The sequence below is a fragment of the Rhodococcus sp. KRD197 genome, from assembly GCF_017168235.1.
Taxonomy (GTDB): domain Bacteria; phylum Actinomycetota; class Actinomycetes; order Mycobacteriales; family Mycobacteriaceae; genus Rhodococcoides.
In genome coordinates this window covers 700,539-720,925 of the sequence record NZ_JABFAO010000004.1, presented here as the reverse complement: position 1 = coordinate 720,925, position 20,387 = coordinate 700,539, and the positions used below count along the sequence as shown (strand labels likewise).

The window sequence follows — 20,387 nt, the reverse complement described above, 5'->3', positions numbered from 1 at the left end:
TCTGTCGACAGATCGCCGACAGTCCCGTCAGAGGCATGCTTCGGCGCCGAATGATCGTGGCGACCAATACGGGGAATGCCATCACGGCCGTTGTTCCTAGCCATACATTTCACCCGCTTTCACAACTTCGTTCTTCAACTTCGCGAGGGCTCGATGTTGAGCCACGCGTACCGCGCCTGCCGTACTGCCCACTGCTGCCGCCGTTTCCTCGGCCGACAGACCGACGACCAGACGGAGTACCAAAATTTCTCGGTGCTTCGCCGGAAGCGTTCCCAGCAGTTCGGTCATCTGTCTGCTGGACTCGGATTCGAGCGCACGCTGCTCGGGTCCGTGTTCGGTGGATACGACATCCGGTACTTCGGCGGCCGGGTCCGATTTGTTACGCGAGGCGCTTCGATGCGCGTCGGCAACTTTGTGAGCCGCTATTCCGTACACGAAGGCCATGAACGGTCGGCCCTGATCCTGGTAACGCGGCAAGGCGGTCATGACGGCCAAGCAGACCTCCTGAGCCACGTCGTCCGCCGAGAGCTGACCGCGCTCAGCAGACCCCACTCGCGCGCGGCAGTACCGCACGACGAGTGGACGGATGATTTCCAGCACTCGGGAAAGTGCGGCTCGTTCGCCCTGCGCTGCGGCAACGACGAAGGAGTCCAACTCCTCACCCGTGTTGTTCATCGCTCAAGATTTCCCAGCGTTACAGTGACGCCGCCGGAGTTCGACGACGTTTCCACCAGTAGGTGGAACCTAGTAAGAATAGCTACCTCACACCCTCCGATTCGAACCGCTCGGTACGCGGATTCACGCACCAGCAAGGACCGCTCCACGGTGGCGCAGAATCACCGCGCATTCGTCGGCAATGGGCAGTGCTGTCGTGACCTCACCGAGACCGTTCAGCAACATCGCTGCCGCCCAGCGCAATGGGACCAACCCGTGCTCGGCGCAGACGTCTACCACGCTGTATGCGATCGTGCGACTATCCCCGACTTCTCCCGTCGTGCAGTACGCCGCCGCCGTGATCAGCTCCGTCTTCACCCGGTGGCGCAACGAAATGGTATCGGTCGAACGCTCACGTGCATCCAGGGCGTGTCGAAGTGCAGTCCGACCGTCACCCGAGACCATCGCGAGTTCCGCGCGTACCCACTGCATCCTCAGCTGCTGGCGCCACATCCGCTCGGGGGGCCAACCCAAATCCAGAAGATGTCCACAACGGGTGAGCAAGGCATCCGAGGTGGCAAGACGTCCGACGCCCAGCATGTCTGCGGCCAGTCCGGTCAACGCGTCGCACTGCGCCTCGACGATGTCCGCCGAGTCCGACCCCGATGCCGAGTCCGAGTCTGCTGTCAGGCCTACCAGCGCGAGGGCGGCTCCATCGTGCGCGGCGGCAGCGGCGTGACCTCCGGTCTGCCTCGACCAGGAAGCCCTCGTCGAGGCCATCAGCGATCTCAACGCTACCGGCACACCTGCTTCGGCCTCGAGCGCGTCGAGTTCGGCGGCGGCGGCGTTGTATCTACCCTGGCCGCCCAGCGCCACTGCGCGGTGCCACTTCGCGGTCGGATCGGTGGCCGAGGATAACGGCCACCGGCCCGGATCGGGTCCCCAAGCGGTCGGCACGTTCACGAGTCGAACAGTACGTAAGAAGATCCCCAGCCGTTGGGGTTGCGGATCTCATTTCGACTGCGTGTTTCGGTACTTTCCCCGGACTCGACGGTGATAAATGAACGCTTCGGCCCTTTGTTTCACGGAATTAACAATTCGTTCGGTAACCACGATGTGAGCTGAATCTGTCCATTTCGTATCCAACAGGTTAATGCCTTCTCGGCAGAACTGTTGCGGTCGATAGGCACCCGGTTGCGATTTCGAGCCGGGCGCACCCGTCCGAGGACTCGGACCGGTGGCGCGGGACCCGAATTCCTACCCTGGCCGCGCCGTGTACCGGCTCCGCCGTCAATCCGCGCAATGACTCCTTGACAGCTCTGCGAGCAGGCGATTCACGGCGGTAGCCGGTTCGACGTGAGCGCCACCTCAACCGCTTGTCAGCACCTGACAACCGCCGAGGTCGACACTGCGATGCTCATCGCATCGCCAAGGCAGTGTCTCCGGGAATCCGCAAGCGCTCAGACGTCACGCACGAAAAGGGGTACAAGTAAATGTCGCGGGAGTTAATTTCTCGGTTTTCACCTATGCAAAACGCCACGGTGGAGGGCTATTGACGCCATTTCACAGCCGCACATAACGTTGTTTCAGTTCCTACGGACCGGCGTCACACGACGGTTTTGCAGAACGAGTAGACCACACCATCGTCTTCACCGCAGAGGACACAAAGCCCCATCCCGGGCGTCGATCAGACGCGTCGCCGCAACATCGCCACAACCGAAGCCGGCGAGCACACACCCCTAGGAGCTCTCATGCCACAACCGAACCACCTCCCTGGGCCCAACGCAGATATCTGGGACTGGCAGATGCACGGACTCTGCCGCGGGGTCGACTCGTCGATGTTCTTCCATCCGGACGGCGAACGCGGCCGAGCACGCGCCCAGCGCGAGATGCGCGCCAAAGAGATGTGCCGAAGCTGCCCAGTGCTCGCCCAGTGCCGGTCGCACGCGCTCAGCGTCTCCGAGCCCTACGGAATCTGGGGCGGAATGTCGGAGACCGAACGAGAAATGCACGCACGGCACAACCGTCGCCGCATCGCCGTCTGACGGGGCACACGCAAGAGAACATCAAACGAACGAGGACCCCGTCCGATTGCTCGGGCGGGGTCCTCGTTCGTTCTCGGCAGTTCAGGTCAGTGGTTGTGACCGTGCCCGCCCGCCGACTCTTCTTCTTCGACAGGCTTTTCGACGATGGCGCTCTCGGTCGTCAGGATCATGCGCGCGACGGACGCTGCATTGACCACTGCCGAACGAGTGACCTTCACCGGATCGACGACACCATCAGCGAGCAGGTCGCCATAGGTGAGGGTCGCGGCGTTGAAACCGTGTCCCTTGGCCAGCTCGGCGACCTTGTTCACCACGACTGATCCGTCCATACCGGCGTTCGTGGCGATCCAGAACAGCGGAGCGTTGAGCGCGTTGCGCACGACTGCGACACCAGTCGCCTCGTCACCGGTGAGACCCAGATCGTCGGCGAGAGACAGCGCGGCCTGCGTCAGAGCAGAACCACCGCCGGGCACGATGCCCTCTTCGACCGCTGCCTTCGCCGCGTTGACGGCGTCGTCGACACGGAACTTGCGTTCCTTGAGTTCGGTCTCGGTTGCGGCGCCGACCTTGATGACCGCGACGCCGCCGGACAGCTTCGCCAGACGCTCTTCGAGCTTCTCGCGGTCCCATTCGGAGTCGGTGTTCTCGATTTCGCGACGCAGCTGCGCAACGCGAGCGTCGATATCGACCTGGGTGCCCGCCCCGTCGACGATGGTGGTGTCGTCCTTGGTCACCACGACGCGACGAGCCTGGCCGAGGAGCTCCAGACCGGCTTCCTTCAGGCTCAGACCCACATCGGAGGTGATGACCTGGCCGGCAGTGACGACTGCGAGGTCATCGAGGAACGCCTTGCGACGGTCACCGAAGAACGGAGCCTTGACGGCCGCTGCCTTGATCGTCTTGCGGATCGAGTTCACGACGAGGGTGGACAGAACTTCGCCCTCGGTGTCCTCGGCGATGATCAGCAGCGGCTTGCCACTCTCGGCGACCTTCTCCAGAAGCGGAAGGAAATCCGGAAGCGAGGTGATCTTCTCGCGGTGCAGGAGGATGTATGCGTCCTCGAGCACGGCCTGCTGGGAGTCGAGATCGGTCACGAAGTAGGGCGAGAGGTAGCCCTTGTCGAACCGAACACCCTCGGTGACGGTGAGCTCGGTGCTCAGAGTCGACGATTCCTCGACCGTGACGACGCCGTCGGCACCGACACGAGTGAGAGCTTCACCGACGAGTTCACCGATCTCAGGGTCACGGGAGGAAACGGTAGCGACCTGCGCGATGGCTTCCTTGCCCTCGACGGGAGTCGCTGCAGCCAGAAGTGCCTCGGCGACCTTGTCGGCAGCCTTGGCGATGCCGGAGCCCAGCGCGATGGGGTTTGCACCCGCCGCGATGTTCTTGAGTCCACCGCGAACCAACGCCTGCGCGAGCACGGTTGCCGTCGTGGTGCCGTCACCGGCCACATCGTTGGTCTTGGTCGCGACGCTCTTGACCAACTGCGCGCCGAGGTTCTCGAACGGGTCTTCCAGGTCGATCTCGCGTGCAATGGACACACCGTCGTTGGTGACAGTGGGACCACCGAAGGCCTTGGCGAGCACGACATGCCTGCCGCGTGGCCCGAGCGTGACCTTGACGGCGTCGGCGAGCTTGTCGACGCCACGCTCGAGAGCGCGACGCGCGTTCTCATTGAAAATGATTTCTTTGGACATCTTCTGGGGCTACTCCTTCGAGTGCGGAAAGTCGATCGAAACGCAGTCCGCCCCGGGACCGAGTGTGTCGGGCTCCGGGGCGGAATGCGTGAGGCTTACTTACCGATTACGGCCAGCACGTCGCGTGCCGACAGAATCAGGTACTCCTCGCCGGCGTACTTGATCTCGGTGCCGCCGTACTTGCTGTAGATGACGGTGTCGCCTTCTTTGACGTCGACCGGGATCCGGTTGCCCTTCTCGGTGACACGACCCTCGCCGACTGCGACGACGGTGCCTTCCTGAGGCTTCTCCTTGGCTGTGTCGGGGATGACCAGACCGGAGGCGGTCGTCGTCTCGGCCTCGTTGGCCTGGACGAGGATCTTGTCCTCGAGCGGCTTGATTTTCACGCTCGCCACGTTGAGCCCTCCATTGTTATGGGGTACGCGTCCGGGGTCGGATCCCCGAACTGCTGTGTTTTGCCGATATTGTTCTACGTTCGCAGCTCTTCGCTCGTTCCCGTCGTCGCGGGTTCCGGGACTTCGCTCAGCGCCAACTAGCACTCTATACACGCGAGTGCCAGCACTCAACCCCAACGTGTGCAAACACTTCAGGTGCGGTCCGACATGGCCGCACGCACCAGCGGGGCCACCTCGGTGCCGAGCAACTCGATCGCATGCAGAACTTTCTCGTGCGGCAAGGTCCCGACGCTGATGTGCAACATGAAGCGCTCGAGTCCGAGTTGCTGCGCGGTCGAGACGATCTTGTCGGCGACGACCGCAGGGTCTCCGATGTAGAGCGCGCCATCCGGGGACCTGGAAGCGTCGAAGGACGACCGTGAAATCGGTCCCCATCCTCGCTCGCGCCCGATGTGGGACATCGCCACCCGATAGGGCGGAAAGAACTCGTCTGCTGCTGCCTGCGTGGCATCGCCGACATACCCGTGGGCATGTACTGCGATCGGGGCGTGAGGTTTGCCGAGCTCGGCCAGGGCCCGACGATGCAGATCCGCGAACGGAGCGAAGCGTGCTGGTTCACCACCGATGATGGCCAAGGCCATCGGCAGGCCGTACGAGGCTCCGCGGACCACCGACTGAGGGTTGCCGCCGACACCCACCCACACCGGCAACGGGTCCTGGAAAGGGCGTGGATACACCACATGGTCGATCAACGAACTGCGGTGCGCACCCGACCACGTCACCGAAGCCGAGTCACGGAGAGCTACGAGCAGATCGAGTTTCTCGGCGAACAGTTCGTCGTAGTCGGCGAGGTCGTACCCGAACAACGGGAACGACTCGGTGAAGGAGCCTCGGCCAGCGATGATCTCGGCGCGCCCGGACGACATCTGATCGAGCGTGGCGAAGTCCTGAAAGACCCGCACAGGGTCGTCGGAACTCAGTACGGTCACTGCGCTGGTAAGTCGTATCGACCGGGTCGAGCCCGCGATCACCCCCAGTACGACGGCCGGTGCGGATGCCGCGAAATCTTCACGGTGATGCTCACCGACGCCGTAGATGTCGAGACCCGCCGCCTCGGCGGCCTGCGCTTCCTCCACCACCTGCCTGAGTCGATCACCGTGCGAGGTGAGATCGCCCGTATGCGGATCCGGATACGTCTCGACGAATGTGGTGACTCCCAGTTCGAACGGTGGATTGCTCATGAAAAAAGCCTAACCGGCACTAGCCTCGAGCTTTCCGCGCTTGCCCGCGGCGCACTGCCGCGACGAGCAATCGTCCGCCCAGTGCGACGAAAAGGACATTGCAGACCATCTGCACCGAGACGATTGCGCGGGCCAGATCGGTCGAGGCGGTGATATCCCCGAAGCCGACCGTCGAGAAGACGGACAGCGTGAAATACAGACTTCCCACCCGCGTGAGCGACTCGGAGAAATCGCCCGAATGACGCTCGGCCAAGAGGTAGTAGCCCGCCGCGAAACCGATGAGGTAGACGGAGATGACGGCACCGAGCGCTTCCCCGGCCTGCAGGGCCGGATAGTCGGCGCGCACCACTCGGTGCACCTGCCATATGCACACCAGTACGACCACAACCAGCGTCGCCACCAGCAAGACTACGGAACCGAGATCGGCAACGTCGTCCATCGGAACAACGAAGTAGCCCGTGGTCAACACAACCGCGGTGGCGATCGGACGGAGCACTGCGCGCCGAATGACCGCGCGCCTGGCAGAATCGTCCAGTTGCTGGTACGAATCCGAGGACGTCATCTTTTCCACCTTCGTAGGAATCGTTTGTGACCGGACCTTCGAATTCTCGAACAGAGCTCCAGCTTTTGCCCCCGTTCGCGCGAGCCGCGTTTCACATTCACCCTTTCGGTTCTGTAACGTTAAGATAACGAGACGTGATATCCGTGAAGGAATACACGTGGTGACTGGCCGAAAGCGCCGGAACCGGCGAACCAGGCTCACCGGCTGCGTTCGTATGCGAACGAGGCGGGAGGTGCACCATGAAGATCGGTATCGGAGTATCCGCCGGCACCGACGTGGTGTGCGCGGTCCTCCTCGTCGAATGCGTCGATGGCACCCACTCGGTCGAGTACCGAACGATTTCCGCCGATGGGGATGTCAACTCCGACATCGGCGAACTCGTGGCCTCGGCCATCGAACTTATGGCCTCCCTCGCACCTTCCGATCCCACGTCGCCGGAAGCAACCGGTCGACGCGCACCGAACGCGATCGCCGTGTCGTATCGCACCACCGAACAAGCCTCGTCGATCCGGTCGGCGCTCGCCCACTCGGACCGCAGCGTTCTTCTCGTGCCTGAAGCCGCCGCGGCGCATGCTTTCCTCGAGAATTCGGGATTGGTCGCGCGGTACGACTCCGTGGCCGTCGTCGACATCGGCGCCTCCGGTACGACGGTTTCCATCATCGACCCTCACACCGGCACCGTTCACGCCACCGATCGCACCGACCGCTTCGGCGGCACGGTGGCGGACCGAATCCTGAGAGACCTGGTGCACGGTCACAACACAATTGCGGAACCGAGCCTGCGTAACGACCGAGGGGTCAAACGCGGCGAGCGGAGCCGAATCTCCGCCCGATACCGGGCGGCCAAGGAGCACCTGTCGACTGCGGATTCCGCGGCTGTGAGCGGGATCGAGGGCGCATCGGTCGATCGGGCATCGTTCGCGGATGCACTACGACCTCGGGTCGACGGCGTAGCCGAGTTCACGAGAGAGACTGCCGCGTCGGTCGACGCGGCGATAGAGGCTGTCGTTCTCATCGGCGGAGGCGCGAGCATTCCTCTCGTGCGATCCACGTTCGAATCGGCGCTGAAGGTCCCCACGCTCGTGCCCGACGAGGCCGATACCGTGCTTGCGAAAGGCGCTGCTCGACTCGCACTCGACTCCTCGGCAGGTATGCATGCTGCCGGAACGCACTACGCGAGCACCTACGACACCGTCGGAGGCGCAACGAACACCAGTAGTCGATCGGTCGGCAAGTATTCGGGCGCAGTGCTCGCAGCACTCGTTGCCGGCGTGATCGTACTGGCCTACGGGGTGCAGGCCCTTGCTCTGCGCGGCGAAGCCGATGTCACGCCGGCTGGTTCGGCCGTCGAATCGGCGAACAACGAGACACGGCCCGAACTGCCCGAGGACGAGGCGCCTTCGGTTCCGACCTCGACCGGCACTGATTCGACCGTCAGTGTGCCTTCGATGCCTCGGGGCGGGCCTGCCACTACGCGCGCGACCCCGACCCCGACTCCGACACTCACGCCCGCGCCCGACCTTCCGATCATCGAGTGGCCCGCACGATCGACCACACGCCAGCTCGCGCCCGACCCGACCCCTGCGAGATCGGCGCCGACCTCGACGGAGCCGGAGTCCCCACCGAGCGCAGCAGTGCCGAGCCCGACCGATTCGACGGAGCCCGACGCCACCCCGGCGCCCGAGGAGACGACCGCCGTTCCGCCCAGCGAGAATCCCACCGAATCGGACACTCCGGTGGAGCCGACGCCGGACTCGACGACCGAACCGCCCACGGCTACCACAGGGGCGACGCCCACTCTGGTCACGCCCACCACGGACGCCCAGGCCGAGCCGACATCGCCCACCCTGGCTCCCCCGTCGACGGTATGGACTCCGCCGCCGAGCAGCGGAACTGCCGAGTCCGACGCGGCGGAAACGGTCGGTTGACCCGCTAGCTGCGTTTTGTGACGAAACTGGTCGAAACCGGGAGACCTGGATCGGTCGCCACCGACAAATCGGAAGGCTCGGCTCCCCCGGCGACGAGGTGCGCACCCAATGCAGCGATCATGACGCCGTTGTCCGTGCACAGTCGCGGCCTCGGAATTCTGAGCGTCAGACCCGCTGCGCCGCAGCGTGCCTCGACCATCGATCGGATTCTGGAATTGGCCGTGGCACCGCCGCCCAGGACAACCGTATCCACAGCGACGTCCTCGGCCGCACGCACCGCCTTCATCGTCAACACGTCCGCAACCGATTCCTGGAACGACGCCGCGATGTCCGCGACAGGAATGCTGTCCCCGGCACGACGGCGCGCCTCGACGAAGCGCGCGACCGCGGTCTTCACACCCGAGAACGAGAAGTCGTAGCGCGCATCCTGTGGGCCGGTCATTCCTCGAGGAAACGCAATCGCAGCGGGATCACCCTCGCGCGCAGCGTCATCGAGAGCCGGACCACCGGGATAGCCCAGTCCGAGGAGTCGGGCGACCTTGTCGAAGGCCTCACCCGCCGCGTCATCCACCGTGGTCCCCAACTCCACGATCGGCGCACCGAGGTCGTCGACGTGCAGGAGGTGAGTGTGTCCACCGGAAACCAGCAGGGCCACGCACGAGGGCATCGGACCGTGTTCGAGCGTGTCGACGGCAACGTGACCACCGAGGTGATTGACCGCGTAGAAGGGCACACCCCACGCAGCCGCATACGCTTTGGCAGCAGCGACGCCGACCAACAGGGCGCCCGCGAGACCCGGACCGATCGTCACCGCTACCGCGTCCGGGCGGTCGATATCGGCGGTAGCCAGTGCACGCCGCATCGTCGGCACGATCGCTTCGAGATGTGCACGCGAGGCCACCTCGGGCACTACACCGCCGTACCGTGCGTGTTCGTCGACGCTGGACGCGACCTCGTCGGCGAGTAGTTCGCAGGTTCCGGATTCATGCCAGCGCACGATTCCCACACCGGTTTCGTCGCAGGAACTTTCGATGCCCATGACCTTCAGGCCGTCGACGTTCACGCTTGATTCACCGCCCCCACGACCGGGCGCTGCATCGTGAAAGCGTCTGCGCCACTGGGTTGATAGTAGTTTCGTCGAGTGCCGACCACCACGAATCCTTCCCTGTTGTACAACTCGATGGCCGGGGTGTTGTCGGTTCGCACTTCGAGGAACACCGGGCCACCGTGCCGGTCGGCAGTATCGAGCAGCGCTTTCAGCAGGGAACCGCCGACTCCGCGGCGATGCGCGGCAGGGTCGACGCCGATGGTGTGTACCTCCGATTCGACCGCTTCCCCCCGGCCGAGCAGAGCGATGCCCGCGTAACCCACGAGGTGGTCCCCTTCTCGCGCAGCGAAGTAATGATTGTGCGGCGCAGCGAGTTCCGACAGGAAAGCACGCTCGGACCAGGGGTCGTCACCCGGGAACAACACGCTTTCGAGTTCGGCGCAACGCGCGGCATCGGCCGCCACCATCGACGTGATCTCCACGCTCATCGGCCGACCTGCTTCGCTGCTTCCCGCTCGGCGATGGTCTTCGCGTCCGGTCGCCGCAGGTACATCGGGACGAGCGGTTGCGGCGTCGCTCCGGAGATCAATGCGGTGGCCGCTACCAGCACCAGCCCGTGCGGAGTCGGCGACATCACTTCTCGCACCGGCATCTCGAACAGTGCCGCGTGCGCAGGGGAGCCTGCCGCCACGGTGGCTCCACCGCGGTCGACCGACTCGGGACCACAGACCTGCGGACCTGCCACCCGGACACCATTGCGATACCGCGCCCAATACACCTCACGCCGGCGCGCGTCTGTGACCACCAGCAACTCCGGTTCCGACAACAATTCGGCGGCGATGGCGTCGAGACTGCAGACACCGTGAACCGGTATGCCCAAGGCGTCACCGAAGGCGGCCGCGGTAGCCATCCCCACGCGTAGTCCGGTGAACGGACCGGGGCCGATACCGACCACGACGGCGTCGAGATCGGATGGGGCGAGAGCCGACTGTTCGAGACATTCGACGATGTTCGGGGTGAGCACCTCGGCATGCAGTCGCGCATCGACCACGATGCGCTGCGCGAGAGTCTCGATACCGGCATCGCTTCCCTCGGCTGCCGTCGAGCGGGGTGCGAAACGAACGACGCCGGCGGTGACAGCGGGAGTGGAGGTATCGACGGCGAGAACGAGCACGGTAGTTCAGAGTACCCGCACGGAACTACCGGTTCGGTCCGCGCCGCGAGAGTCACACCCCGCGCGCGGGCACCGCCCCGACGCGACGCACACGCACACGTCGCACATCCGACTCGTCGTCTCTGCGCAACTGGACGAGTAGGTGACTGTCCGTGAGTGTCTCCACCAAGCCCTCGCCCCACTCGACGACGACCACCGCGCCGACCAGATCGGTATCGAGATCGAGGGCATCGAGTTCGTCGAGCGCCGACTGCCCGGTCATCCCCAGTCGGTAGGCGTCGACGTGAACCAGGGTTACCGAAGGCAGCCCTCCGGGCCGCGGTCCCGGTCGATGCTCACGCGCAATGACGAACGTCGGCGAACTCACCCTGCCCTGCACACCGAGTCCGGCGGCCAACCCACGCGCCATGGCCGTCTTGCCGGCGCCGAGGGGGCCGTCGAGAATCACCAGGTCCCCGGCATTCAACGTGTGCGCGAGTTCGAACCCGAAGGCCTCGGTGTCCGCCACGGTGGGCAAAGCTCGCTCGCGGTCCTCGGCACTCTCGGCCGCGGCGGACACGTCCCCGTGTGAATCAGACAATGCCCCTCCGCCCGGATCGACGCTTCGACCGCATCTCCTTTGCCCGCGTACCCAACCGCACGAGCGCAGCGTTGACCTTGTCCGGAAACTCCAGCTGCACGAGGTGGCCGGCTTGGCGGATGCGCACCATGTCCGAGTGCGGCAGTGCATCCGCCAGCGCAACCGATTTGTCGAACGGGATTATCCAGTCGTCGTCCCCACAGACGACCGCGACTGGTATGCGGGCGAGGTGAACCAGTGCGTCGGTCTCGTCGTGCAGCTCGAGAGTCTCCAGAAAATTGACGATCGTGACCACGGAGGTGTCGTCGATCATCTGCTGTGTGAAGTCGACGAGTCTCGGGCTCACGCGGGTTCCGTAGGACGCGGCCCGCAGCACCGGAGCCACCATTGCCTTGGCCGCGCCGCGACCCAGCTGGACCACGCCAGGGGAAGTTCGCACAGCCCGACGAAATGCGTCGACCACAGGATTGGAGAGGCTTCGTCCGAGGCCGGTCTTCGTCAGGCCGGCTGCCGTCGTGGAGATCAGCGCGACCCCGATTACCCGTTCGCGCACTATCTCCGGCTTCTGACGAGTCATGGCCAGAATCGTCATGCCGCCCATCGAGTGGCCGATCAGCATGAGGTGCCCGCGGGGCGCAACCGACCTGAGCACCGCGTCGAGATCGAGTCCGAGTTGAGCGATGGTGCAGCTCTCCGGTGTTGGCAGACCCGACCGCCCGTGCCCGCGCTGATCGTAGAAGACCATGCGGACACTCGATCCCCATTCCTGCTCCAGCGCCTGGCGCTGGAAATGCCAGGAGGCCATCCGCAGGCAGTAGCCGTGTACGAACACCGCGGTGATCGGCGCGTCCGCAGGACCGACCTCGCGCACAGCGAGGGGAACCCCGTCGTCCGCGATGACGATCGAACCTCGGTCGGCGTCCATCAACTCGAAGTTCTCGGTGGCCAACGGATCCTTGTTGGAACGCAGCACTGTCTCGCGCAGGGCGATTCCGACACTGTTCAGAATTCCCAGGTTCTGTGCCAACTTCACGTCGACGTCTCCTCGGGTGCCGTCGGTTGCGGTGTCCGTTCGCCTTCCACAGGTCCAAACTGGGCCAGGCCGGTGTACCGACGTCGAGCACGTCCGCCGATGCCGGTGACGACCTCGTAGTGGATGGTGTCCAGCGTATCTGCCCATTCCTGGGCACGGGGTTGCCCTGCCTCACCCGATCCGAACAGCACGGCGGTGTCCCCCGCCTGCACGCCCGCACCATCCGGGCCCAGGTTCACCACGAACTGATCCATGCACACTCGACCGACCGACGGAAAACGGCGCCCCCCGATCGCAACGTCGAATCGGCCGCTCAAGCTCCGTGGCACACCGTCGGCATAGCCCATGGGAATCAAGCCGACGATGGTGTCCTCGGGTGTGGTCCAGGTGTGGCCGTACGACACGCTCTCCCCCGCCCCGATCTTCTTCACCAACGCCACCTGCGCGGACGCCGTCATCGCCGGCTTCAACCCGAAATCGCCGAGTTCGGGAATCGGGGACAACCCGTACATCGCGATGCCGGGTCGAATCATGTCGAAGTGAAGATCGTGGCGGGTCATTGCAGCAGCGGAGTTGGCCAGGTGCACCACCTCGGGGCGAACTCCAGCCGCCACGGCACGGGCCACACACTCCCGCAACACTGTTGCCTGCCGGTCGTTCGCCGGATGCCCCGGCTCGTCCGCGCACGCGAGGTGGGAGAAGATGCCGCGCAGGCGAACCGACTGCTCTGCCGACGACCGCGCGAGTAGCGACAAGACGGCGTCGAACTCCCCGGCCGCTATTCCGTTTCGATTGAGTCCGGTATCGACCTTGAGCGTCACCTGCGCGGTGCGATGCGCGCCACGAGCGGCATCGACGACGGCGGCCAACTGCCCGAGCGAGGACACTCCGATCTCGACGCCGGAGGCGATCGCCGGCGCGAAATCGGTGTCCGTCCGGTGCAGCCAACACAGAATCGGTGCAGTGATGCCGGCGTCTCGGAGCGCGAGTGCCTCGGCGACGGTGGTGACCCCGAGCTCGTGTGCACCCGCAGCCAGAGCCGCGTGCGCGACGTGGACCGCGCCGTGGTTGTACCCGTCTGCCTTCACCACGGCCATCGTCGCGGCGTCCCCCGCGTGCTCGCGGAGAACGCGAACATTGTGGTCGATGGCGGCGAGATCGACGACGATCGAGCCGCCGCCCCCGGTCTCGGTGAACCTGTCGGTCTCGGAGACGGTGTCGGAACTACCCGATGCACCGACCCGTCCATTCTTCACAAGTGTCGATAGTGCCACTCGTGGGCGTGCATGTTCACGCGAGGGGGAGCATTCTCGCTCTCCGCTCATCGCGTGACCGAACGCACGATCCTGATCGCGTCGCGCACCGATGCGAGCAGCGGACCGGCGGAGATCGGTGCCGCGAACTCCCCTCCCGCCCCGTAGGCGGCTGTGGCCGCGGCCAGCGCGTGCACCCGAGCACCGCAGGCCGCGGCGATCATCGGATCCAGGCCCGAGGCAAGGAGGGCCCCGAGGATGCCGGCCAGGACGTCTCCCGACCCAGCGGTCGAGGCCGCCGACCCGCCTGCATCGTTGACGAGCACTCTGCCGTTCCGGTCAGCGATCACCGTGGCACGCCCCTTGAGCAGCACGGTCACACCCCACTGCGAGGCCAACGCGCGAACAGCCTCGACGCGGTCCGGGCCGGTCGCGTGTCCGGTCAGCCGTTCGAACTCGCCGGCATGCGGGGTCAGCAGAGTCGGCGCCGCACGGCCGCTCACCAGTTCGGGCGCTGAGGCGATGACGGTGAGCGCGTCGGCGTCGAGGACAACAGGGAGGTCCGATCGAAGAACCTCGGCGAGCGACGCCTTCGAATCCGCATCCGTGCCGAAACCCGGTCCGATCACCCAGCCCTGCACACGTCCGGCATCATTCGGATCGGATGCGACTATCACCTCTGGATAGTGCGAGACCACCTCGGCGGCGGCGGTTCCCAGATAGCGAACCATTCCCGACGTGGCAGCCACCGCGGCGCCCGTACACAGCAGTGCCGCGCCCGGGTAGCGATCGCTGCCCGCCATGACACCGACGACGCCCTGCGTGTACTTGTCGTCCTCCGCGGTGGGTATCGGCCAGATCGCTCCCACCTCGGCCGGTTCGAGAGCGGACAGATACGGCTCCGGGAGCGAGAGTCCGATATCGACGAGTTCGACTCGACCGCAGTAGGGAACGGCCAGTACGTGAGCGGGTTTGCGCGCACCGAAGGTCACGGTGACCGCCGCCCTGACGGCCGGCCCGTCGACGGCCCCCGTCTGCGGGTCGACACCGCTGGGGATATCGGCCGCCACTATCGGCGCTTCGATCGCGCCGACCATGTGGGCGGCATCCGGACGCAGCGGGCCTTTCCCCGAGATGCCCACGATGGCATCGATGACGATATCGGCAGGCCCCGGAATCGACACCACACGTCCGCCCGCACGGCGGAAGGCAGCGAGCCCTGCTGGGTGGGTGCGATCCGGGTTCGACAGAACAGCCGTGACCGCGGCCCCGCGTCGGCGCAGGATCGACCCTGCCCACAGCCCGTCGCCACCGTTGTCACCGGATCCGACGAGAACGCACACCCTTCGCCCGAACACGCCTCCGGTTCGAGCGATCAGCTCGGCAGCCACCACGGTCGCCAGGCCCTGTGCAGCTCGACGCATCAGCACGCCGGATTCCAACGAGTCCAGCAGGGGCCGCTCGGCCGCCCTCACCTGATCTGGGGTGTAGTACTGCCGCATCTCGTCCCTTCCGGTGCCAGCGGGTTATTCGACGGTGACGGACTTGGCCAGATTCCGCGGCTTGTCGACGTCGTATCCGCGAGTCTGAGCCACCTCCGCGGCGAAGACCTGAAGCGGCACAGTCGACAGCAGTGGCTGCAGCAGCGTCGGGGCCGCCGGAATCTCGATCAGATGGTCGGCGAACGGCCGTACGGCCTCGTCACCCTCCTCGGCGATCACGACGGTGAGAGCACCCCGAGCCTGGATTTCGCGAATGTTGCTCAGCAGCTTGGAGTGGAGCACCGCGCGGCCCTTCGGCGACGGCATCACCACGATGACCGGGACGCCGTCCTCGATGAGCGCGATGGGGCCGTGCTTGAGCTCGCCGGCGGCGAAACCCTCCGCATGCATGTAGGCGAGCTCCTTGAGCTTCAGCGCGCCCTCCAGCGCCACCGGATATCCGACGTGCCGACCGAGGAACAGGATGGTCGGCGAATGAGCGAGCTCACGAGCCAGCTCACGCACCGGCTCGACTGTCTCGAGCACACGTGCCACCAGCGCCGGCATGGCTTCGATGTCGGCGAATTCCCTGGCCACCTCGTCCGGGTACTTGGTTCCACGGGCCTGAGCCAACGCCAGGCCGACGAGGTAGTTCGCGGTGACCTGAGCAAGGAATGCCTTGGTCGAGGCCACGCCGATTTCCGGTCCCGCCCGGGTGTAGAGAACGGCGTCGGCCTCCCGTGGGATCTGAGAGCCGTTGGTGTTGCAGACCGCCAGCACCCGCGCCTTCTGATCCTTGGCATGACGGACGGCCTCGAGGGTGTCGGCGGTCTCACCGGACTGCGAGATGGCCACTACCAGGGTCGAGCGGTCGAGGACCGGGTCGCGGTAGCGGAATTCGCTGGCCAATTCCACCTCGACGGGCAGACGAGTCCAGTGCTCGATGGCGTACTTGGCCACCAAACCGGAGTGGTAGGCGCTGCCGCAGGCAACGACGAACACCTTGTCGACGTCGCGCAGCTCCTGATCAGAGAGTCGCTGCTCGTCGAGCAGGATGCGGCCATGATCGAAGTGACCGATCAACGTGTCCGCGACGGCAGCCGGCTGCTCTTCGATTTCCTTCAGCATGAAGTAGTCGTGGCCACCTTTTTCCGCTGCCGCCAGGTCCCAGTCGATGCGGAACGGGCGGCCGGCCACCTCTTCGCCGCCGAAATCGGTGATCGTGTAACCCGCGGCGGTGATTACCACGACCTGGTCCTGCCCCAGCTCCACCGCATCGCGGGTGTGTTCGATGAACGCAGCGACATCGGATCCCAGGAACGTCTCACCCTCGCCGACGCCGACTACCAGGGGCGTCGAACGACGGGCCGCGACGATGGTGTCGGGGTGGTCGGAATGGGTGAAGACCAAGGTGAACGCGCCTTCGAGTCGACGCACGACCGTCTTGGCGCTCTCGATGAAGTCACCTGCGGTCTTGCCGCTCGCGTAAGCCTGGGAGACGAGGTGCACGGCCACCTCGGTGTCGGTATCGCTGTGAAACTCGATTCCTGCTGCTTCCAGCTCCGACCGCAGCGGCGCAAAGTTCTCGATGATTCCGTTGTGGACCACCGACACCGCACCCGACGCGTCCCGGTGTGGATGCGCGTTGCGATCGGTCGGACGACCGTGGGTGGCCCAGCGGGTGTGCCCCATACCCGTCGTACCCACGAACTTGTCGGCGCCTATTTCGTCGAGCTCGGCCTCCAGGTTCGACAACCGCCCCGCTTTGCGCTCGACGGCCGTGGACCCAGCACCGTCGAGAATGGCTATCCCGGCAGAGTCGTAGCCTCTGTATTCCATGCGCCGCAGCGCCTCGATCACCACACCCAGAGCTGGGCGGTGTCCGACGTATCCCACGATTCCGCACATGGTGGTTCAGGGTACCCGGCATTGCATCGGCCCCATACCTGCCTCGAGCCCACCCGATCCGATAGCGTTGCAGCCGTGGCGACACCCAAGAAGCTTGCAGCACTCCTCGGCAAACGCGGTCCGCACAAGGTGCTTCGCGGCGACCTTGCTTTCGCCGGCCAACCGGGAGTGGTATTCACCCCGGCCGAGGGTTACAACTTGCCTGCCGTCGCTTTCGGCCACGGCTGGCTTCTCGGAGCCAACCGATACAAGGGCACCCTCGAACACCTCGCTTCCTGGGGAATCGTGGCGGCAGCGCCCGACACCGGCCGCGGCCCGATGCCGTCACACCGCGGTCTCGCCACCGATCTCGGCACAGTCCTCGACATCGTGACCGGGGTTCGACTCGGCGGCGGCGACATCAGCGTCCACCCCGACAAGCTGGGTGTCGCAGGCCACGGAATGGGCGCCGGTGTGGCGGTTCTCGCAGCTGCAGCGCGTCACGATGTCAAAGCCGTCGCAGCGCTCTTCCCGGCGCCGACCTCGCCGAGCGCGGAGGACGCGGCCGCAACACTGACCGTGCCCGGGTTGGTTCTCGGCGACGCCGCACTGACCGACACATTGAACGACAACACGAACTCACTGGCGCAGGCCATGGGAGAGCAATCCACGTTCCGTCGGCTCGAGAAGGCATCATCCGACGGGATGGTGGAAGGCAGAAGGCTGCTGAGCCCGCTCGGGGTCGCCAAGACCGAGCGATGGACGGTCAACACCACCCGGGTACTACTGACCGCATTCATGCTCTACCACCTCACGGGTGAGTCGAAGTACGAGGACCTCGCGGGCAGCGGAGAGCTGAAGAACACCCGCGTCGTCGATCCCCACGAGCCCATCGAGGACCAGGCGAAGTCGAGCCCGATTTCCACCGTGCGCGCTCTGATCGGTCGCTGACGGTCGACCTTGCCTGCGGGATCGAAACCGAGGCTTCACTGCAGCCAGCTGGTACGAGGAAGGTCTGGGTCTTCCTCCTCCTGCGGCCATGTCGGGCGGGTTCGTCGATCGAGATGTGCCGCCACCAGGTAGGACGTAGGTTCGTCGGGAGAAGTCGGCTGCGGAGCCGTGTGCTGGCCGGTGTGCACCGATTTCCCGGCCGAGCGCACCCGAGCCGCTGCCTGCACTGTTCGACCGAACTTTCGGTCGGCCTCGGCAAGCGCTGCTGAACGCTCTGCGCTGAATTTTCGCATCTCGCTGCGCCACCACGGCATATGAGTGGTCGGCGTATGAGTGGTCACAGCGGCCCAGCCTCCATCAATCGTGCACCGGACTTACCGTGCACTTCCCCCGCCGCTGGCATCGCAGCGGGTTCAGGTGTGGGTGTGGGAACGGCAGCGGGCTCGGGCTCGGGTGCCGGTGTGGGTGCGGCAGGGGCTTGCGGCCCGTTGTCCTCCCGCTGAACCGGTGCCGGAGTGAATGCTCCGACAGTGTCCGTCGGCTCGTCCGTGCACACCACGATCGGCAGCCCGAACGGTCCAGGCTTCAGCTCGAAGCGACTGCTCCCGGTCGGCGTACCCAATTCCAATGCCACTGCCCCGTTGTGTGCCAACGCAATTCGTGCACTGTGCCCGTCGAGGGCTGCCTCGAAATGGCCGCGCTCGACGAACTCCCCGGCCGGGGGCGCTGGCTGCGAGGGTATTGGATGCGGGGGCGCCGCCTCGGGTGCCGGACGTGCTCCCGAGGCAGCGCCCTCGTCGCGGTCCACCCCGCCGAAAGCGGATGGGCGGTCGTCAGGGCTATCGGGGTTGTCGGAAGGGCTGGGAGTTTGGGAAGTTCTGGGGGTTTCGGAAGTTCCGGGGGTTTCGGAAGTTCCGGGACACCCTTGCCCACCCGTATCCGACGAACCGGCATCGTTCGCCACCAGAGCAGCGACGGCCTCGCCGAGCAGTGACTTCATCCGCTCGGTCAGCTCGTGCCCCGCCCGCTCGAACGCCCGACCGAGTTGCTCGCAGTCGGGTTCGGTTCCGAGCACCGATTCGACAGCAGCTCGCACGTCTGCAGGTCGCCCGGCAGCAGGTGTCGGTGTGGACTCCTCACCCGACGCGGGCGCAAGGGGTGAACCTCCCGACATTCGGGCACGCTCCGCTGCGGCTGAGGTGCCGGCTGGATTCTCACCGCCTACGGCGCGCGGTGTGGCCTCCGCGGTTGCTGCACGTACAGGCACCTCTGTCCCAGGAGGTCCATCGCCGTTCACTGCATCGACGACCGCCGCGAGCGTCGACAGAACGCCACGCACCTCGGTATCCGTCGCCGCACACACGTCCACGAGATTCCGGCAGGCACCGTCCACGATGGGTGCGAAGGTCTCACGCAACCACTTGTCGCTTACTGCCCGTGCGTGCCGCAACTGCTCGGTGGGCCCGTGCTCGGTGGGTCCGAAACCCTCAGGTCCGGGAGAGGCTGGTGGCGGAGCGATGACGGACGGCAGCACGGCAGCGAGTGATCGGATGTCACCGAGGCCCTGAGCGAAGGTCAACGACTCGGATGGGTCGATCGTGGCGAGAAAGTCGATAGCCCGGACTTGGTCGAATGTCATACCGTCGACCGAGGATCGCTCGTGGGGGTCGCTCGAAGTGGGATCGAATTGGCCGATCACCGCTGCCTTGTCCGCAACGGCGCTGTGGAGTGACTCAGCGGCGAACGACACGGCTCCACACAGCTCGTTCAGGGCCTCGGTTCGCGCTCGTCCACGGCGAACGTCCGATCGGAGGTCCGCTACCGCGGATTCCGCCGCGACACCGCTCCAGGCGCTGTCCAGCTGGTCTATCGATCCCTGCTGAAGAGCGAGCTGGTCTCGCGCTACCGCAACACAACCGGACAGCGTGCTCGCGTCGAGAACCAACGTGTTCGTATCCAGCCCACGTTGTTCGTCGTATCGCGCGCACAGATCGGGATGGTTCCAGTTCGATGCCGGGTCCACACGGCGCAGTATCGGAAGATAACGCTCGAAGTACAGGAGTCCACGACTGCCCTCGTCGAGCAGCGATTCGACCGTGGATTTTTCGGGCGGACTCATCGCGGCACCACCCCGCGAATCGACTGCGCCGTCCCACCATCAGCCGCGGTGTACGCAGCTACCGCGCTACGAAGCCGCGTCGCGTTGTCGTCTTCACCCTCGCTCCACCGGCGAATCACAGCCTCGACCTCGCCGTAACCCGCAGCAATTCGCGCACCGAGGTCGGTGTAGACACGGCCCGCGACAGCCGGGCCGAAACTCAGCTCGGTCACCGCATCTGCTGCGTCGGTCAGAGCGGCCGCAGACCGGACCAGCTCGTCGGCGACACCGGCCACCTTCTCGACATCGATTTCCATTGCGGATCCATTCCCCCACCGTCGAAACCCTTCGAGGCAC

20 protein-coding genes are annotated in these 20,387 nt (G+C 65.4%); 3 read left to right on the top strand and 17 right to left on the bottom strand.

The features are described 5' to 3' along the window. Positions 1–96: 96 nt before the first annotated feature. The gene (locus J1M86_RS09695; protein WP_075838863.1) at positions 97–675 is read right to left on the bottom strand and encodes a sigma-70 family RNA polymerase sigma factor; all 579 of its coding nucleotides are present in this window, start codon (positions 673–675) and stop codon (positions 97–99) included. Positions 676–798: 123 nt separating this feature from the next. Beyond that, on the bottom strand, positions 799–1,617 hold the full coding sequence (locus J1M86_RS09690) for a hypothetical protein (RefSeq protein WP_206509657.1): 819 nt from the start codon (positions 1,615–1,617) through the stop codon (positions 799–801). Positions 1,618–2,405: 788 nt separating this feature from the next. Here J1M86_RS09690 and J1M86_RS09685 point away from each other — a divergent pair. After that, positions 2,406–2,699 (top strand): WhiB family transcriptional regulator, encoded by a 294-nt coding sequence (locus J1M86_RS09685; protein ID WP_075838862.1) that lies wholly within the window; start codon positions 2,406–2,408, stop codon positions 2,697–2,699. Between the two features lie 86 nt (positions 2,700–2,785). Here J1M86_RS09685 and groL read toward each other — a convergent pair whose 3' ends face one another. The 4 genes from groL to J1M86_RS09665 form a co-directional block, all read right to left on the bottom strand. Next, positions 2,786–4,399 carry a chaperonin GroEL gene (gene groL / locus J1M86_RS09680; RefSeq protein ID WP_206509656.1) on the bottom strand — a complete coding sequence of 538 codons (1,614 nt, stop codon included), beginning with the start codon at positions 4,397–4,399 and terminating at the stop codon, positions 2,786–2,788. A 95-nt stretch (positions 4,400–4,494) separates the two neighbouring features. Next, a complete protein-coding gene (gene groES, locus J1M86_RS09675) occupies positions 4,495–4,794 on the bottom strand; it encodes a co-chaperone GroES (RefSeq protein ID WP_075838861.1) in 300 nt (99 codons plus the stop codon). Positions 4,795–4,985: 191 nt separating this feature from the next. Then, complete coding sequence (locus J1M86_RS09670) at positions 4,986–6,035, bottom strand: LLM class flavin-dependent oxidoreductase (protein WP_075838860.1); 1,050 nt, start codon at positions 6,033–6,035, stop codon at positions 4,986–4,988. Between the two features lie 19 nt (positions 6,036–6,054). Beyond that, a complete protein-coding gene (locus J1M86_RS09665; RefSeq protein ID WP_206509655.1) occupies positions 6,055–6,597 on the bottom strand; it encodes a potassium channel family protein in 543 nt (180 codons plus the stop codon). Between the two features lie 239 nt (positions 6,598–6,836). Here J1M86_RS09665 and J1M86_RS09660 point away from each other — a divergent pair, with 239 nt between their 5' ends. Continuing rightward, positions 6,837–8,525, top strand: a complete 1,689-nt coding sequence (locus tag J1M86_RS09660; RefSeq protein ID WP_206509654.1) for an Hsp70 family protein — start codon at positions 6,837–6,839, stop codon at positions 8,523–8,525. A gap of 4 nt (positions 8,526–8,529) precedes the next feature. On the opposite strand, the gene tsaD is transcribed toward J1M86_RS09660, so the two are convergent. From tsaD to glmS, 8 genes are all read right to left on the bottom strand, one after another. Beyond that, positions 8,530–9,573 (bottom strand): tRNA (adenosine(37)-N6)-threonylcarbamoyltransferase complex transferase subunit TsaD, encoded by a 1,044-nt coding sequence (tsaD, locus tag J1M86_RS09655; RefSeq protein ID WP_206510026.1) that lies wholly within the window; start codon positions 9,571–9,573, stop codon positions 8,530–8,532. An 11-nt stretch (positions 9,574–9,584) separates the two neighbouring features. Continuing rightward, on the bottom strand, positions 9,585–10,061 hold the full coding sequence (rimI, locus tag J1M86_RS09650) for a ribosomal protein S18-alanine N-acetyltransferase (protein WP_206509653.1): 477 nt from the start codon (positions 10,059–10,061) through the stop codon (positions 9,585–9,587). Further along, the gene (gene tsaB, locus J1M86_RS09645; RefSeq protein WP_206509652.1) at positions 10,058–10,747 is read right to left on the bottom strand and encodes a tRNA (adenosine(37)-N6)-threonylcarbamoyltransferase complex dimerization subunit type 1 TsaB; all 690 of its coding nucleotides are present in this window, start codon (positions 10,745–10,747) and stop codon (positions 10,058–10,060) included. The genes rimI and tsaB overlap by 4 nt, the downstream gene beginning before the upstream one ends. A 52-nt stretch (positions 10,748–10,799) precedes the next feature. Then, a complete protein-coding gene (gene tsaE / locus J1M86_RS09640) occupies positions 10,800–11,306 on the bottom strand; it encodes a tRNA (adenosine(37)-N6)-threonylcarbamoyltransferase complex ATPase subunit type 1 TsaE (protein ID WP_206510025.1) in 507 nt (168 codons plus the stop codon). Between the two features lie 13 nt (positions 11,307–11,319). After that, positions 11,320–12,318, bottom strand: a complete 999-nt coding sequence (locus tag J1M86_RS09635; RefSeq protein ID WP_230557630.1) for an alpha/beta fold hydrolase — start codon at positions 12,316–12,318, stop codon at positions 11,320–11,322. Between the two features lie 38 nt (positions 12,319–12,356). Then, positions 12,357–13,529, bottom strand: coding sequence for an alanine racemase (gene alr, locus J1M86_RS09630; protein ID WP_307786618.1), 1,173 nt, complete (start codon positions 13,527–13,529; stop codon positions 12,357–12,359). Positions 13,530–13,681: 152 nt separating this feature from the next. Further along, the gene (locus J1M86_RS09625) at positions 13,682–15,115 is read right to left on the bottom strand and encodes an NAD(P)H-hydrate dehydratase (protein ID WP_206509650.1); all 1,434 of its coding nucleotides are present in this window, start codon (positions 15,113–15,115) and stop codon (positions 13,682–13,684) included. Between the two features lie 24 nt (positions 15,116–15,139). After that, entirely contained in the window at positions 15,140–17,002 is a 1,863-nt protein-coding gene (gene glmS, locus J1M86_RS09620; protein ID WP_206509649.1) for a glutamine--fructose-6-phosphate transaminase (isomerizing), read from the bottom strand. A 75-nt stretch (positions 17,003–17,077) separates the two neighbouring features. Between glmS and J1M86_RS09615 the strand changes: the two genes are divergently transcribed. Then, complete coding sequence (locus J1M86_RS09615) at positions 17,078–17,932, top strand: dienelactone hydrolase family protein (RefSeq protein ID WP_206509648.1); 855 nt, start codon at positions 17,078–17,080, stop codon at positions 17,930–17,932. 35 nt (positions 17,933–17,967) lie between these two features. Here the strand turns inward: J1M86_RS09615 and J1M86_RS09610 are convergent, their stop codons facing one another. From J1M86_RS09610 to J1M86_RS09600, 3 genes are read right to left on the bottom strand one after another with little or no spacing between them, the layout of a single operon-like run. Then, positions 17,968–18,273: a hypothetical protein gene (locus J1M86_RS09610; protein WP_206509647.1), complete on the bottom strand. Its 306-nt coding sequence runs from the start codon at positions 18,271–18,273 to the stop codon at positions 17,968–17,970. Next, on the bottom strand, positions 18,270–20,051 hold the full coding sequence (locus J1M86_RS09605) for a hypothetical protein (protein WP_206509646.1): 1,782 nt from the start codon (positions 20,049–20,051) through the stop codon (positions 18,270–18,272). The genes J1M86_RS09610 and J1M86_RS09605 overlap by 4 nt, the downstream gene beginning before the upstream one ends. Continuing rightward, positions 20,048–20,347 carry a hypothetical protein gene (locus J1M86_RS09600; RefSeq protein ID WP_075838849.1) on the bottom strand — a complete coding sequence of 100 codons (300 nt, stop codon included), beginning with the start codon at positions 20,345–20,347 and terminating at the stop codon, positions 20,048–20,050. The genes J1M86_RS09605 and J1M86_RS09600 overlap by 4 nt, the downstream gene beginning before the upstream one ends. Positions 20,348–20,387: the final 40 nt, after the last annotated feature.